This is a genomic window from Chelativorans sp. M5D2P16 (assembly GCF_034427935.1).
Taxonomy (GTDB): Bacteria; Pseudomonadota; Alphaproteobacteria; order Rhizobiales; family Rhizobiaceae; genus Chelativorans.
In genome coordinates, this window is record NZ_JAXQNM010000009.1 from 1 (window position 1) to 14,048 (window position 14,048).

13 protein-coding genes and 2 pseudogenes are annotated in these 14,048 nt (G+C 57.9%); 4 read left to right on the forward strand and 11 right to left on the reverse strand.

Annotation, left to right across the window (positions count from 1 at the left end; translation table 11 throughout):
* Positions 1 to 1,098: 1,098 nt before the first annotated feature.
* The 7 genes and pseudogenes from SIN08_RS05240 to SIN08_RS05270 all read right to left on the reverse strand — a co-directional run bounded on the left by SIN08_RS05240 (position 1,099) and on the right by SIN08_RS05270 (position 8,071).
* Positions 1,099 to 1,790: pseudogene (locus tag SIN08_RS05240) on the reverse strand (IS5 family transposase).
* A 114-nt stretch (positions 1,791 to 1,904) separates the two neighbouring features.
* Complete coding sequence (locus SIN08_RS05245) at positions 1,905 to 2,738, reverse strand: metallophosphoesterase (RefSeq protein ID WP_322450535.1); 834 nt, start codon at positions 2,736 to 2,738, stop codon at positions 1,905 to 1,907.
* Positions 2,739 to 2,769: 31 nt separating this feature from the next.
* Complete coding sequence (locus tag SIN08_RS05250) at positions 2,770 to 3,558, reverse strand: carbohydrate ABC transporter permease (RefSeq protein WP_322450547.1); 789 nt, start codon at positions 3,556 to 3,558, stop codon at positions 2,770 to 2,772.
* A gap of 102 nt (positions 3,559 to 3,660) precedes the next feature.
* Positions 3,661 to 4,554, reverse strand: coding sequence for a sugar ABC transporter permease (locus SIN08_RS05255; protein WP_322450536.1), 894 nt, complete (start codon positions 4,552 to 4,554; stop codon positions 3,661 to 3,663).
* A gap of 6 nt (positions 4,555 to 4,560) precedes the next feature.
* Positions 4,561 to 5,763 carry an ABC transporter ATP-binding protein gene (locus SIN08_RS05260; RefSeq protein ID WP_322450537.1) on the reverse strand — a complete coding sequence of 401 codons (1,203 nt, stop codon included), beginning with the start codon at positions 5,761 to 5,763 and terminating at the stop codon, positions 4,561 to 4,563.
* A gap of 65 nt (positions 5,764 to 5,828) precedes the next feature.
* Positions 5,829 to 7,103, reverse strand: coding sequence for an ABC transporter substrate-binding protein (locus tag SIN08_RS05265; RefSeq protein WP_322450538.1), 1,275 nt, complete (start codon positions 7,101 to 7,103; stop codon positions 5,829 to 5,831).
* Between the two features lie 197 nt (positions 7,104 to 7,300).
* The gene (locus tag SIN08_RS05270; RefSeq protein WP_322450539.1) at positions 7,301 to 8,071 is read right to left on the reverse strand and encodes a GntR family transcriptional regulator; all 771 of its coding nucleotides are present in this window, start codon (positions 8,069 to 8,071) and stop codon (positions 7,301 to 7,303) included.
* 812 nt (positions 8,072 to 8,883) lie between these two features.
* On the opposite strand from SIN08_RS05270, the gene SIN08_RS05275 reads away from it, so the two are divergent.
* Entirely contained in the window at positions 8,884 to 9,549 is a 666-nt protein-coding gene (locus SIN08_RS05275) for a hypothetical protein (RefSeq protein WP_322450540.1), read from the forward strand.
* Positions 9,550 to 9,719: 170 nt separating this feature from the next.
* On the opposite strand, the gene SIN08_RS05280 is transcribed toward SIN08_RS05275, so the two are convergent.
* Entirely contained in the window at positions 9,720 to 9,950 is a 231-nt protein-coding gene (locus SIN08_RS05280) for a hypothetical protein (RefSeq protein WP_322450541.1), read from the reverse strand.
* Between the two features lie 23 nt (positions 9,951 to 9,973).
* Between SIN08_RS05280 and SIN08_RS05285 the strand changes: the two genes are divergently transcribed.
* The 3 genes from SIN08_RS05285 (at position 9,974) to SIN08_RS05295 (ending at position 12,530) form a co-directional block, all read left to right on the forward strand.
* Positions 9,974 to 10,804, forward strand: a complete 831-nt coding sequence (locus SIN08_RS05285; protein ID WP_322450542.1) for a hypothetical protein — start codon at positions 9,974 to 9,976, stop codon at positions 10,802 to 10,804.
* 215 nt (positions 10,805 to 11,019) lie between these two features.
* Complete coding sequence (locus SIN08_RS05290; protein WP_322450543.1) at positions 11,020 to 11,874, forward strand: HAD-IA family hydrolase; 855 nt, start codon at positions 11,020 to 11,022, stop codon at positions 11,872 to 11,874.
* Positions 11,874 to 12,530: a hypothetical protein gene (locus SIN08_RS05295; RefSeq protein WP_322450544.1), complete on the forward strand. Its 657-nt coding sequence runs from the start codon at positions 11,874 to 11,876 to the stop codon at positions 12,528 to 12,530. Before SIN08_RS05290 ends, SIN08_RS05295 begins: the two co-directional genes overlap by 1 nt.
* Before the next feature lie 137 nt (positions 12,531 to 12,667).
* Here SIN08_RS05295 and SIN08_RS05300 read toward each other — a convergent pair.
* The 3 genes and pseudogenes from SIN08_RS05300 to SIN08_RS05310 all read right to left on the reverse strand — a co-directional run.
* A pseudogene (locus SIN08_RS05300) lies at positions 12,668 to 13,166 on the reverse strand (tyrosine-type recombinase/integrase); the annotation flags it as partial.
* A 151-nt stretch (positions 13,167 to 13,317) separates the two neighbouring features.
* The gene (locus SIN08_RS05305) at positions 13,318 to 13,485 is read right to left on the reverse strand and encodes a hypothetical protein (protein ID WP_322450545.1); all 168 of its coding nucleotides are present in this window, start codon (positions 13,483 to 13,485) and stop codon (positions 13,318 to 13,320) included.
* A 269-nt stretch (positions 13,486 to 13,754) separates the two neighbouring features.
* Positions 13,755 to 14,048: hypothetical protein (locus SIN08_RS05310; protein ID WP_322450546.1), on the reverse strand; the 294-nt coding region annotated here is incomplete at its 5' end.

Sequence of the window (14,048 nt, forward strand, 5' to 3'; positions counted from 1 at the left end):
GAACCTGAATTGGCCATAAACGGCAATGTGGGGTGGATTGCGGACGTTCTCATGATCGATCGGGAATGGCGGTCAAGCGGACAGTTGCAGATCCGATAGCTACACCCGCGTAATAGGGCGTCATCGGCCGAGGTTCACCCCCTCGCACGTGCCTATGGTTCTGGACGTACCAAGAAAGGCCATTAGCCCTCGTCCTTCTTTTGTCAGTACTGCATTGTCTACATCGCCCGGAGTGACAGCGAGATGAACTGCCTCACTAAAGGTGATGATAATCTCACGACGGGGATTATCATCATAGTTGATCCATGTTCCCATTTCCTGAACGGTAGAGTACGACCCCGGTTCATAATCACCGAACAAAGTCGACACGTCCTCACCTTCGTCAATAGGAGGCCCCCCGAAGGAGACGGGCGTCGGCAAGGGTGACCGCTATGGGGTCCGAGTCGTCACCCAAGCCAATCAAACGAAGGCGCATTGGCGCGTTATCGAGAGCCTCACAAGTCTCTCCAACGCAGACTTTTGTGAAGTGACAATCTAAGCCATCAATCTTGGCCGCCGCGCTCGAAGTGACAGCCATGAGAGCGACAAGGCTTGCAATCCACGTCTCTATCGTGCCGGAGCGTAGCCCACGTTTAAGACTCCAGATCAGCATGGCTAGGCTCCTGTTTGGTGCGGGTCAGATGCTCTTTAGCGCTATCTTATTATGGGGTCCACGATGAACTGCTGCCACCGCCAACTGTAAACCATAGAAGCAGGTTGACTGTCGTTTGCGTGGCGCCTGTGCGACCGCTATAAAGCTTTCGAAGCCGTCATTCGGGCGGCGAAGCGCGAACGTCTGCAACGGGGTCGTCAGCCGAACGGCGGCTTGCTCAGTTTTTGGCCAGAACCGGACGGTCAGTAGACGGCCCCAAGGCGGCCGTGCGGTGGCGTCGACCTCCTGCCAGGCTGGGCGGCAACGTTCGTCATCCACAAAAATCCAGATCCGAAGTAGGATTCCCGCTTGTGAATGTCCGCGTCGATTGATTGCGGGTGCTCTGCTCGGCGAGTGGCGCCAATGACATCGCCGATGAGTGCAAGTCTCCTAGGTGGTGTGGACACTTATCTGATCCAAAGGATTGTGGCTGCGATTGTTACGACGGCGAGGTAGTTTCTGGCCGTTTTCTCGAAGCGTGTAGCGCCGCGCCGGAACTGCTTGAGCTTGGAGAAGCAGCATTCGATCAGATGTCGTTGGGCGTAGAGGTGCTTGTCCAGCGGGCGCTTTTGGGCGCGGGCCGGGTTGCTGGGGATCACGGCGACGGCGCCTTTGTCGGCGATGACGTGGCGCAGGCGATCACTGTCATAGGCGGTATCGGCCATGACGAAGTCGGCGGGCAGGCCCGCGATCAGGGCGTCGGCTTGCGGTGCGTCGCCTTTCTGGCCTGCCGTGAGGGCGAAGCGAACAGGACAACCCAGCCCGCGTACGCGCCGGCGGCGTGCTGATGGGCGCGGATGATCGTGGAATCGACAATCAGGAACTCGAAATCCGGATCATCCGACAGCGCGTCGAAGAGGCGCCACCAGATGCCCTTGTGGCTCCAGCGGCTGAAGCGGCGAAAGACGCTGTTCCATTCGCCGAACGCATCGGGAAGATCACGCCAGGGCGAACCCGTGCGCACGATCCACAACACCGCTTCCACGAACATGCGGTTGTCGCGGCCCGATGACCCGCGCGTGCGCTCATCACCGATGATGTGGGCCGACATCCGCTCCCACTGGTCATCGCTAAGGATCAGACGATCCAGAATTCCCATGGCTGCCTCCAAAAGGAAGCTTTGAATCTGATTTGCTCACCTTTGGGAATCCCAAGAGTCCACACTGCCTAGGAGCTGTCTAAGGTAATTGGAGGAGAGCCTGCATTGACCGCCTCAAGGAATTTTCGAAAGCGGCTTCTTCCAAAACAGCTCCGGCGCCATGACGATATGGCGGTCTATGAAGTTTTCGAAATGCACCACGGTGGAGCGGGAATCGGCCAGAACCACGGCATATTGCCCCGGCCCCTCATATCTTGGGACGCCGCCCGGGAAGGGGCCGGACCTGCTCGCGAGCGTGGGCGCAATGGTGTAGTGGTTGCCGGCAAAGGTGCAGAATGGGATGCCTCGCACCGTTCCCGACGTGTTCATGTGCACATGGCCGGAAACGACCTGGCGGACGTCTGGGTGCGTTTTCAGGATGTCGAGGAACGTGTCGCTGTCTTCAAGGATGATGAAGTCGGTCTGCACGTGGAACTGCGTGACGTTGTGATGCAGCACGACGATCACCGCCATGTCGTGCGCCTCCGCCAGCCTTGCGCGAAGCCAATCGTGCTGTTCGGGCTGCAGCACGCCGGCCCCGACACCCGGCTGAGAGGAATCGAGCACGATCACGCGATGCCCCTTCACATCGACGATGTGGTCGAGACATCCTGTTTCGTCGGCGCATTCGGCGCCGAACAGCTCCAGATAGGCCGGCCCTCGGTCGTGGTTTCCCAGTGTAGCATAGAGGGGCAGGCGTAACTTGGCGACGATCTTCTTGAAGCGCTCGTAGGCTGCCTGCTCGCCGCGATCGGCGATATCCCCGGCGATGACGCAGAAGTCGGCGTCGCCATGATGTTCGTTGACGTGATCGATTACCCGGCGAAGCCGGTCAGCCGTGTCCAGGCCGTGGCACAACTCGCCTTCGGGAACGAGGTGGAGATCCGCAAGGACAACAAATTTGAGCATGGAAGGCGCCCTCAGGTTGGAAACAAGATTTTCAGCCCTTCAGGCCCGTCATAGTAATGCCTCTGATGAAGTGCCGGCGTGCAAGCAGGAACGCGATCACCATGGGCGCGGTGACGACCGTCGCCGCGGCGAAGCCGGCCCCGTAGTCATTGTCGAAGGCCGAGCGGTACTGCATCATCGCGAGCGTCGCGGTCATCTTGTCCTGGGACTGGACGACGATCAGCGGCCAATAGAGGTCGTTCCAGTGGGCGACGAAGGAGAAGATAGAGAAGGCCGCGATGGCAGGCACTGCACTCGGCACGATGAGGCGCAGCACGATCTCTATTTCAGAAAACCCGTCGATCCGTGCCGCCTGGATGATGGAATCGGGGAAGGTCTTGAAGAACTGGCGGAAAAGAAAAATCGCGAAGACGGAGACCAAGAACGGAAACATCATCGCGAAGTATGTGTCCAGCAGATTGGTCTTGGCGAGGCCGATGAAGATTGGAATCGAGGTGACGTTGACGGGGATCGTTATGCCCGCAATGACGGCGCCGAACAGGATGCTGCGGCCACGAAACTTCAGCTTCGCCAAGGCATAGGCGGCGGGAATCGCCGTCAACAGTTGCATGATCAATATGCCGGCACAGACGATCAGGCTGTTCATCAGGAAGAACAGGTAGGGCTGCTCGAAGAGGACGACGTAGTAGTTGCGGAAGCCTGCAAATGTTTTCGGAATGATGGAGAAGTCGGCGTCGAAAACTTCGTCAGTGGGCTTCAGGCTCGAAGACACCAGCCACACGAAGGGAAAGACCATCACCCAGGCGCCGGCGAAAAGCATCAACGTGCCGAGCGCGCCGAAAACGGAAGTGGGGAGGATGCGTCCCAGCCCTTGTCTGCCGGCGTCGTATCTTGCGTCCGTGATATCAGCCATTGACCCGTCTCAATAGTGTACCTTGCGTTCGACGAAGAACGCCTGGAAGAGCGCGAAGATGAAGATGACGATCAGGAAGAACAGGGACAGCGCCGCTGAATAGCCGAGGTTGAAATATTCGAATCCTTCGAGGAAGGCGAGGTAGAGAAAGACCTCGCTGGCCCCGTTCGGCCCGCCTCGGGTCAACAGCGCAACGGGATCGAAAAGCTTGAAGGCGGTGATGGAACTGGTGACGGCGACGAACATCGCCGTCGGGCCCAGCATCGGCCAGGTGACCTTCAGGAACCGGTCGAGGGGATGATCGGCACCGTCCATCGTCGCCGCCTCGTAGAGGCCTTTCGGAATGGCGCTCAGTCCGGCCAGGAACAGCACCATGTTGAAGCCGACAATCGACCAGATGGATATGATCGCAAGCGATACCAGCACGAGCTGTTCACTGCCGAGGAAGTTGAACGGGCCGGCACCGATCGACTGCAGCAGATTGTTGATGATGCCCTGCCGGCTGTCCATCATCGCGGACCAGACCAGGGCCATCGCGGTGAGCGTGGAGGTCACCGGCAGGAAGTAGAGGACCTCGAGGATGGACTTGAACTGCTTGCGCTCCTGAAGAGCAATCGCAATGACGAGGCTGAGGCAAAACGAGGCTGGCAGGAAGATCGCGGCATAGATGAGGGTGTTGACCAATGCCCTGGCGAATTGCGCGTCGGAAAACATGCGTGCGTAGTTTTCCAGACCGACAAACTCGAAATAGTCGCTGACAAGGGTATAGTCGGTAAAGCTGACGAGAAGCACCAGGACGATCGGAACCGCGTAGATCACGAGGATCAGGAACGTGGCAGGAGCGACGAAGAAATAGCCCATCCACGCCTGGACATGGTGAAAGCCTGCGTGCGTGCGATCCATTTCGGGCTATGCCTCTTCCTTGACCCTCTGGCGCACTACGCCTGCCATGGCGAGCCGGCGTCCTTGCTCGTCGAACAGCAGGAGCCTTTCGGGATCGATCGAGACCTCGAGCCAGGCTGCCGTTCTCAGCGTGTCGTCATGGCCATAGGCGCTGCCCTTCTGCGCACGCACGCGGACGTCTTCCTCCGGGCAGAAGTCGAGGCGCCCATGAAGCAGCACCTCCGGTCCAAGGTCCTCGATCAGCCGCACCTCGAGCCTGGCTTGGAGGCCGTTTGCCTTTTCCCCGATCGAGGAAAGGCCCGGCACTCCTGAGACGGATATTGCCTCCGGACGGATCCCGACACGCAGCGCACCCGATTTGTGCCCGGCCGCGCGTATCGGCCAGACCGCCTCGCCAACTGCAATGCCATCGGCATGCGGTAGGCCGCGGAGAGTATTGATTTCCGGGCTGCCTATGAATTGCGCCACGTCGATGCTGTCCGGATCGGCGTAAAGCCGGTTGGGTGGGGCAAACTGCAAGATCCGGCCGTTCCGCATCAGCGCCACGCGGTCGGACATCGTCATCGCTTCCACCTGGTCATGCGTCACATAGACGAAGGTGAGCCCGGAACTGGCGTGCAGTTCGCTGATTTCCTTGCGCACCTGAACACGCAGCTTCGCATCGAGATTGGAAAGCGGCTCGTCCATCAGAAAGACCTGCGGGTCGCGGACCAGCGCGCGGCCGAGCGCCACGCGCTGTCTCTGCCCGCCCGAAAGCTGTGCCGGCCGCCGGTCGAGAAGATGCTCGATCTGGAGTTGGGCGGCGACGCGGCGGACATGCGCCTTGATTTCCGGCATTCTCTTGTGGTGAGCGGGAGCAAGGAAGCGGATCAGCGGCAGGCGCGCACGCATGGGCAGCCTGGCCATGACGAGCGGCATGGACATGTTTTCCGCAACCGTCATATGCGGGTAGAGCGCGTAATCCTGAAAGACCATCGCTATGTTGCGATGCTTGGGCGCTAGGGCATTGACCGCCCTGCCGCCGATCAGGATGTCGCCCGCATCCGGCGTCTCCAGCCTGGCGATGATGCGCAGCAGGGTGGACTTGCCGCAGCCGGAGTGCCCGACGAGCGAGACGAACTCGCCATCCTCCACATCGAGCGAAACGTCCCTGAGCACATGCGTGCTGCCGAACGACTTCTCTACGTTTTTGAGTGTGAGCCGAGCCATCGGGACCTCGCATCAATCCACCCGCGGGCGGTCGCTTCGACCGCCCGCGGGTTCGTTGCATCGGATCAGCGTTGCATCAGCTTTTCGGCGATCTCGACCATTTCGCGCGCACCGTCCTCAGGCGCTTTCCTACCGGTCATGACGGCGTGAATGACCTCGCGCTGTTCGCGCCAGATCTTCTCCGACTGCGTTCCGGGATAACCGCTCCACGGGCCCGCACGGTCATACTGGTTCGAGGGCGTGGCGTAATACGGTTCGGCGGCGTAATACCCGCCGAGACGATCCTCGGCGAGCGCGCCACGATTGGTGGGCAGGTAACCCGTGATCTTGGCCGCGAATTCCTGGCCTTCCGGTCCGGTGACGAACTTGATGTATTCCCAAGCGGCCGCGACCTTTTCGGGGTCCTTCGTGGTGATGAGCGCCGCGTTACCGCCCGACGGCAACAATCCCTCGGCATCGTTCCAGACCGCGAAGGTGGTTGTGCGCAGGTCGAAGAGTTCGCCCACCCGTTCCGCAGTGTTGCGCGCGCTGGCAGGGGACGTGGCGTAGATGCCCATCTTGCCCTCGGTAAACTGTGTCAGCTGGTCGCTCTGGCTGATGGCGGGATCGTAGACGCCTTCCTCGACGAGACGGCGCAAGAGCTTCATCGCTTCGACATGATAGTTGTTCTTGTCGAAGGCAACTTCATCGCCCGCCTCGTTGAGCATGCGACCGCCCTGCTGCAGGATCAGCGTCTGCCAGGGCCAGTCGTCGCCCCACTTGTCGGCGGCGTAGGAAAGGCTGGCGATATCGTCGCCCAATGCATCGATCTTCTTCGCAAGCTCGATGACACCATCCCAGGTGGTGGGGAAGTTGTCGGGATCGCCGCCGGCCTGCCTGACCAGATCGGCGTTGTAGTACCACTGGATGACTGACGCATTGAACGGCATTCCATACTGGATGCCGTCGACGCGCCCGAGATCGAGCATGCGCTCGGTATAGTTGGCTGCCTTCCAGCCATCCTCCTCTTTCACGATGAGTTCGTCGAGGTGGACGATCTGACTCCGCGCATCCAGGGCTCGGGCAAGCGAGGGAAGTTGATTGAAGGCCTGGAAAGCGCAATCGGGCAATGTGTTGGTAGCCGATGCGCGGAAGAGCTTCAGATGCGTGTCGGCGTAATCCTGTGATGGAGCGGCATATGCGACGATGTCGTCCTGCATCTCGTTGAACCTTTTCATCAGCGGTTCGTGCTGACGCGTGAGGTGGGCGGCAGTGGTCAGACAGGCGATCTCGACCTTTGCTTCCGCAAATCCGGCGCACGCCAGCACCATGGTCGTGGAGAGGGCCAAGCGTTTCAACATGTGTTGTCTCCCGAGAGGTAAGCACGCGGACAGCCATTCGCCGAGGTTTGTTACAGGCTTGTAACAGGCCGCCATGAGTGGCGGCTTTGCACCAAACGGTCACACCAAGCATCGGATTTGGCGGCGCAATGTCAGCGCCTGTGGATAGTCGACGCGGGGCCGCAGCATGCCCGCGCCGGCAAACGGTCGGCGCAGGTTCAGACGTGGAGCTGGACGCGATCCCCGCGCGCAATCGCCTCGGTAACCTCGATCGGCTTGCCGGTCAGGTCGACATTGAGCCCCTGAAGTTCGAATACCGGCTGCGACAAGGAAACGTCCAGGATGAGCGCTTCCGTGGGGGTCGGATGCCTGGTTTTGACGACCGTGTTCTCACGAAGATAGTCGTCGATGCCGGCAGTTGCGAAAGCCGTCGGCGTGTTGCCGGTTCTCCGAAACTCCTCGACCATGTTGGGGAAATGCTTCAGGTTGCAATAGTGCCTTCCGATCAGCGTCGGAATGCCGTCGACCGTGTGCAGGATCTCGCCGACGAAGATCGGGTGCCGTTTCGGAATGCCCAATCGACGTGCAACCGCGTCCGGCACCCGATTGCGTTGCGCGCTGCTGATGAGCTGGATTGTGACCGTGTGGCCGCTTTGCCGCATGTTGCTTCCAAAGCGGGTACGATGATTGATTCGATATTCGAGTTTGGGCCTCTGGACGAAGGCGCCTTTGCCCTGCCAGCTGATGATCAGCTGTTCATCGCGCAGGGCGGAAAGCGCGCGCCTTACCGCATGCCGCGAAGCCGAGTAGTGTCGGCTGAGTTCCGTCTGCGTCGGGAGGGCGCGCTGCAGTCCTACCTCGCCGCGCTCGATCCGCATCTTCAGATCCTTGAAAATGGCCCGCCAGTTCTCCGCTGACTGGTTCCCCGTCATCCCTTGATTCTCCACGCCGAATACTACCTCCAGAACCGCCTTTTTCGTCTTGGACACGGGTGTCGGCATTCAGATGACGGGTCTTCGTTTCAGCAATATGGCAGCTGCCATCTCATTGAGTCCCTCCATCCGCTTTGTCGACCGGGAAGTCCCTTGGCGTCAGCAGCGCCGAGGAATTGTAGCACCGAAGCTGATAGAGCTCTCCAATCTCGATACGAAAGGAGTGACCGCTCGATACGTCACCGCCCCATCGCAACTGTTCACTAAGCCTGTGGAACCGAGCACCCTCATCCACTTCCCGGTTTCCGGCAGTTCCCAGTCCGCTCCGCCCCCTCGAAATCTATGATTGGCCACCAGATCCAAGACGGGAGTTCGTCCTATGAGCGAGCGCGAGAACTCCAAATCGCACTACTAGTCGAGCTGTTCATGGGGTTCGCGCTGACGCCTGAATGGGGTCGCTCAGCTAAACGGCCGCTTGCTGCTACTTCACCCCGATAGCGGACCGACGGCTTCCGGCCCCTAAGCTGCCTGCCTGCATTGCGCCCCATCTTCGCCGTTGGATAACCGAATTCATGTTCCCGAAACCTGACGTTCAGTCACCCATCGCTTCCGCCTCGCGATTGCCCAAATCCCACTGATGATAAGGTCTCGCCTCATAGCCAACGTCGACCGTCGCGCGATCGAGGGTTCCGAGCTCGACAGCCGCCTCTAACCGCTACTGGATGAAGTTCCCTGGCAGGTCACGTCGAGCGTAGCGATGATGGGTGTTCCATCAGGTGCTTTCATCCTAAATTCTCCGAATTGATCGGGCGATTGTCTGATCTGCCGGCCAGTCAGCAAGTTCCTAGCCCTACAGGAAAGGGTGCTGCATGAGTTACGACGAACATGATGCTATGAGGGAAGAGTTCTATGATCGCATGGTCAAAGAGGTATTGTCTGATCACAAGGTCGATATCATTGGTGATTTCACTCTGGAGAGACTTCGATCGTACTATGAGCAGAATCCTGACCTCGAAATAAGGGCAGAAGTCGTTCTGGACGAGGCTGAGAAACTCTTGCAGGTGAGCCCAAGCGCCTCCTTGGTATTCTCGTTTGTCTCCTTGGAAATCACGATCCGAGACGTCCTTCTCAAACCAATTGCGTACGGCCTCGTCCACGACAAGAATTTCAGCGATGTTGTTGCCGAGCTCGTCGTTGGAAACAGGCACATCAAGAAGCTGCTGTTCCAAATTTTGGATGACGTCGGCCACGTTGGCCTAACTGCCCTGCGGAGAAGCAAGGAAGCGAAGAAAGACATCTGGGCAGAAAAGGAAGAGCTCCGGCAACGACGCGACGAAATAGTTCACCGCGGAGCCGAGGCGTCTGCGGAGGAAGCCGAGGTGGCTTTAGCGCTTGCGACGTTCTTCTTAAGGAGGCTGTATCCGAGTTTGCGTGATCGTATCTGTGGCTGGGATGAAAGGTTCGTAAGCGGATCTGCGGTCGGGACCACAATCACTCCTCCTCGCCCACCTCCTCAACCAGACGATAGTCGGTGAATTTTCCGTACAGCGTCATCGCAGGGGAAGGCTGAAGTTCGGAAGATCAGGGTCGTCGAGACCGGAGATGCCCTCGGGCAGGATATCGTCCAGGTGGCGAGCGTCGAGTTCCATCAGGGCCTCCTCCGGCGAGGAGGCCCTGATGTAGGCGGTCCCACAGATCTGAACGCCTATTCGGCAAAGGCGATTTCCCAATCGACTTCTCCTGTTTTTGCGAGGTGGCGAAGGACCTTGGCGGCTTGGCGGGGCCCGACGCTCCCACAATCCACGTCGAGCGTGGAGAAACGTTCGTTCATGGGCTCGAACAGGCTCAGCGCGGTGGCGCGGTCCAGGAGTTCAGCGACGAAGTCTTCGTAGGCGCCGCCGATACGATATAATCGCTTATCGTGCCGATTCTTCAAACTATTGGCCTCGGGGGGATGACGTGAAGCAGACGGTAATTTATCCAGCACTCAGTGCAATTCTCAGCGGATTGGTACTTAGTGCCATCGCGTTTTATCTTTTCACAAATCGCCCAGTTGACCTGACACAAGGGATGTCCATCAAACACTTTGGTACCGAGGTAAATGCATTAGCCATCAAGGATATTGTGAAGACATTCGCACCCGAAATCGATTTCGATGATATCGAATCGTCGAAATTATTCTATGAAAAGTTTGGTTATAGTAACGATGTCAATATTTCTATTTACAATATTGATAACCAGAGTGACAAAGTAATACCTAGCTTCAAGATCGCCCTGGGGAGATTTCACCGTGCATACTTGACGAATGACCAATCGTTCGATGTTCTTCGGTCCGGACGAAATGAGATCGACCAAAGGATACTGCCACGATCATCATTGGTACTTCTAGTATTTTCGATATACACGCCCATTTTCCCGCAAGAGCGCTTTTTGATCAACGGAAAGGAGGTGCCCGTTCTCTCTTTGTCAGGTCGCTTTGGCGGCAGTTTTTTGAGCGATAACTACTCATTCATTGAAGCCTACGCAATAACAATCGCGATAATTTTCACTATTGGATTAGGCGCAATTTTTATTTTATTGATGGCAGCGGCATTGTTCATTTTTACTATAAATAACCCGGAATATTTAGTGAAGACAGCTGATAATTGGCTTTTGGTAAGAAGCCTAACTATTATCAATTTAATCAGGTATGAAAACACGGATCGATTTGCGGCAATCGTAAGAAAGTCGGAAAAACTGTTTGCCAAGTGGAATAGGAGTGATGCGGATAAACAAGAAGAGGCAACTTGATTACCTTGGGACGGTGATTGACGCCATTTCTGGCGAAGCCTGCGATCGAGAGTAAGCGAAGAGGAATGTGCTGGGATGGGCGATCAAACCGGGGGGTGGATGACATGGAGCGATTTTTTCTGCTGAACTTGGAGAAACGATAGCTCTCGTTTAAGAATCGGAAGGCAGCAAAAGCGCGGATGGACCGGCTTCCCTGCGGCTAGGAAAGACCGAGTTTGGTACAAAAACGGGTTCTCATTACGGATGTCGACAATACCCTGCTCGATTGGCAGGAGCTGTGGTATCAGACGTTTTCAGCGATGATGGACAAGGTGCTCGAAATCTCGGGCGTCGATCCGGATACGCTCTACGCCGAAGCCAGCGTTATCCATCAGAAGTACGGCACCAGCGAGTATTCGCGCCTACTCGAGGAACTGCCCTCGCTGCAGATGCAGTATGGCGGCGATGTTCTGACGGTGATGGCGCCTGCGATCGATGCCTTTCGCGAAACCCGCCGCCGTGTGCTAGCTCTCTATCCAACCGTCGGCGAGACGCTCGCGACGCTGAAGGACAAAGGCGTCGTAATCGCCGCGTTCACCGAGTCCAAAGCCTTCTACACCAATTATCGCTTCCGCAAGCTCGGGCTCGATGGATTGGTCGATGTCCTTTATTCACCCGAGGACCACAGCATGCCGGAGGAGACGGTGGCGACGCGCTACTACGACGTCGACACTTACGCCTTCAAACACACCGTCCATCACTACACGCCCGAAGGCGAGGTGAAGCCTAACCCCGATATCCTGCTCGAGATCGTTCGCGATCTTGGCGTCTCGATCGATGAGGTCGTATATGTAGGCGACAATCCGCTGAAGGACGTCTTCATGGCGCAGCAGGCTGGCATCACCGACGTCCACGCCGCCTATGGCTCCAGCCAGCACAAGCCCGAATATGAGCTTTTGCGGAAAGTTACGCACTGGACGCCCGAGATGGTCGAGCGCGAGCGCACCGCGCTAAGGCCCGGCAGCGTCGTCGCAACCCATGTGCTGACCGAGAATTTCGCTCAGATCCTGCCGTTGTTCGAGGCGTCCTAATGGCCGACCCCGATTCCGTGCCGACAACACCGCCTGTGTCCCCCGCGCAACCATCGCTCGGGGCGGGGCAGGTCGAAATCTGGAAGAAAATCGTGGATGTGCAGCAGCACTTCAACGACCTCGAACTACGCATCCGCAACTTCGCACTGATCGTCACCGGCGCCTTCCTCGGTCTCGGCGGCTATGCGATCAAGGACGCTGGCATCGTCAAACTGCTCGGTTTTGAGGTGTCGATCGCCGGTTTGGTGGTGGTGTCGGCGATCTTCCCGCTGGCTGCCTTCTATTTCATGGACCGGCTCTGGTATCACCGCTTGCTCGACGGCTCGGTCGACGCCGGCATCGAGGCAGAAACCGCGCTCAAGGATCTTGGCTATAAGGTTGATCTTGGCTCGAAGATCAAGCAGCGCAGCCCGTTCAAACTGTGGCTCACCAAGAAAACAATGATCCACTCGGCGATGAAGATGGATCTCTTCTACGCGATCCTAGCCGGCTCGCTACTCCTGATCGCCGCCTTTCTCGGGTTCGGTATTCGGCCACAACCGGTGGCCGACAAGACGCAGCCCGCTGCAGCCGGCGCGCCGCCCGCGGGTGTGGCGACCAATGCCGCCAATACGAGTATGCAGGAGAAGCAGTTGCCGCGCGATATTCGCAGATAGAAGAGCACGGGTGGCCGCTTTTGGGGGCGGCCGAAATGCTCCGAACTTCCGGAATGAGGTCGGCAGCCGAACGGCCGCTTACTCAGTTTTTCGGCCAGAACCGGACAGGCATCAAACGGCCCCGGTCCTGACGGACGGGAAGCTTTCGTTCGTCGCAGCGAGTGTGTGCCATATTCCGCTCGGCAGAGACCAATTGCCGTGACCCATTCATCGACAAGGCGGGGCGTATTGCCTCGTGCTTATGTGGTGCGCCTGGTTGGTCCGGCTCGGGAATGCATGGTCATCGACCGTGCCGCTATGCCTCTCTAGCCAAGACAGGAGACTGGCACGCACGTCGGCAGTAAGCTCGAACTGTACCGGACGGCCTGTCTTCTGCTGAACGACAGTCGCCCGCGTCCGTATTTCTGGTCCTGCAACCAGATCGCCAATCTTGATCTTGACCAAGTCGCACCCGCGTAGCTTGCTGTCGATCGCCAGATCAAAAAGAGCACGATCACGCATACGTCCTTCGTGATCGAGGAAGAAGCGGATCGCCCAGATCTGTTTTTGTGTGAGGGGTCCCTTCGTGCCCACTTTCTTCCCAGCATTCCAGACAGCGCGACCACGAATGGCGGTGTCGTATTGAGAGTAACCCATATCATTTCTCCTTGACCTTAATTGGCCGAAAGAGAAACAGGCGACCGCCCAGCTACAGCTCGGGGGCCGAAAACTGCCAGTCCGCTACGCGGCCCAAGCCGGCATTGAAGAGAGTGAGAGAATATTGTCGTCCATCCCAAGTTTGATTTCTTCATCGGTCTTCGGCTTCGCGCGATAGAAACGCGTTCAGCCGCTCCAGCACGAGATCCGGGGCTTCGAGCTGGGGTAAGTGGCTGATGCCTGGCAGTGTTTCGAACGAAGCCTGCGGGACCAGCGCATGAAGTGCCTTGCCTCGCCCCAGATGATTTTGACCGGGCATCGAATATCCTCGAACATCGGCTCAACTTCGGCGGTGTACTTTTCGTCGGCTTGCGCGAATTGCCGGTAGAAGCTTCCTCGCCCCTCTTCGGAAAGCCAGGGCCCGACAAGCTCTCGAAATCTCCGGAATCGATGTCGTTGACAATCGCACCCTTGATGTAGGCGTCAACGACCGCCCGGTGGATATGCGGCGGCCCAGAAAGGCATCTACATGGCGACCGACATGATTGAAAAACTCCGATCCCCAAGGGCGCATCGCGACGACATTCATCAGAACACCCGTCGAGGTCGCAACCATGCAGCAAATGCGCCCGCAGTGTTGTCGCTCCACTCGATCTGCATGCCCTGCACGTCGCTGAACTGCTGAAGATTAAGCTGACGCAAAGCGAGCCGGCGAACGTGCTTTATGTCGATTCGCTGATCACCTTCTTCAGTATCCATCTTCTGCGCAATTGCACAGGCTTCAAGAAACGACCAGTCATGGCGAAGAGCGGGTTGTCCGGGCAAAATGCGCAGGATGCAGGAATACCTGGCCGAAAACTTTACCCGCAAACTGTCCGTCGG

Bases quoted from the DNA above. Each gene is read 5' to 3' on its own strand.
- SIN08_RS05245 (WP_322450535.1), bottom strand. From the start codon at position 2,738: ATGCTCAAATTTGTTGTCCTTGCGGATCTCCACCTCGTTCCCGAAGGC.
- SIN08_RS05250 (WP_322450547.1), bottom strand. From the start codon at position 3,558: ATGCTTTTCGCCGGCGCCTGGGTGATGGTCTTTCCCTTCGTGTGGCTG.
- SIN08_RS05255 (WP_322450536.1), bottom strand. From the start codon at position 4,554: ATGGATCGCACGCACGCAGGCTTTCACCATGTCCAGGCGTGGATGGGC.
- SIN08_RS05260 (WP_322450537.1), bottom strand. From the start codon at position 5,763: ATGGCTCGGCTCACACTCAAAAACGTAGAGAAGTCGTTCGGCAGCACG.
- SIN08_RS05265 (WP_322450538.1), bottom strand. From the start codon at position 7,103: ATGTTGAAACGCTTGGCCCTCTCCACGACCATGGTGCTGGCGTGCGCC.
- SIN08_RS05275 (WP_322450540.1), top strand. From the start codon at position 8,884: ATGAGTTACGACGAACATGATGCTATGAGGGAAGAGTTCTATGATCGC.
- SIN08_RS05295 (WP_322450544.1), top strand. From the start codon at position 11,874: ATGGCCGACCCCGATTCCGTGCCGACAACACCGCCTGTGTCCCCCGCG.
- SIN08_RS05305 (WP_322450545.1), bottom strand. From the start codon at position 13,485: ATGCCCGGTCAAAATCATCTGGGGCGAGGCAAGGCACTTCATGCGCTG.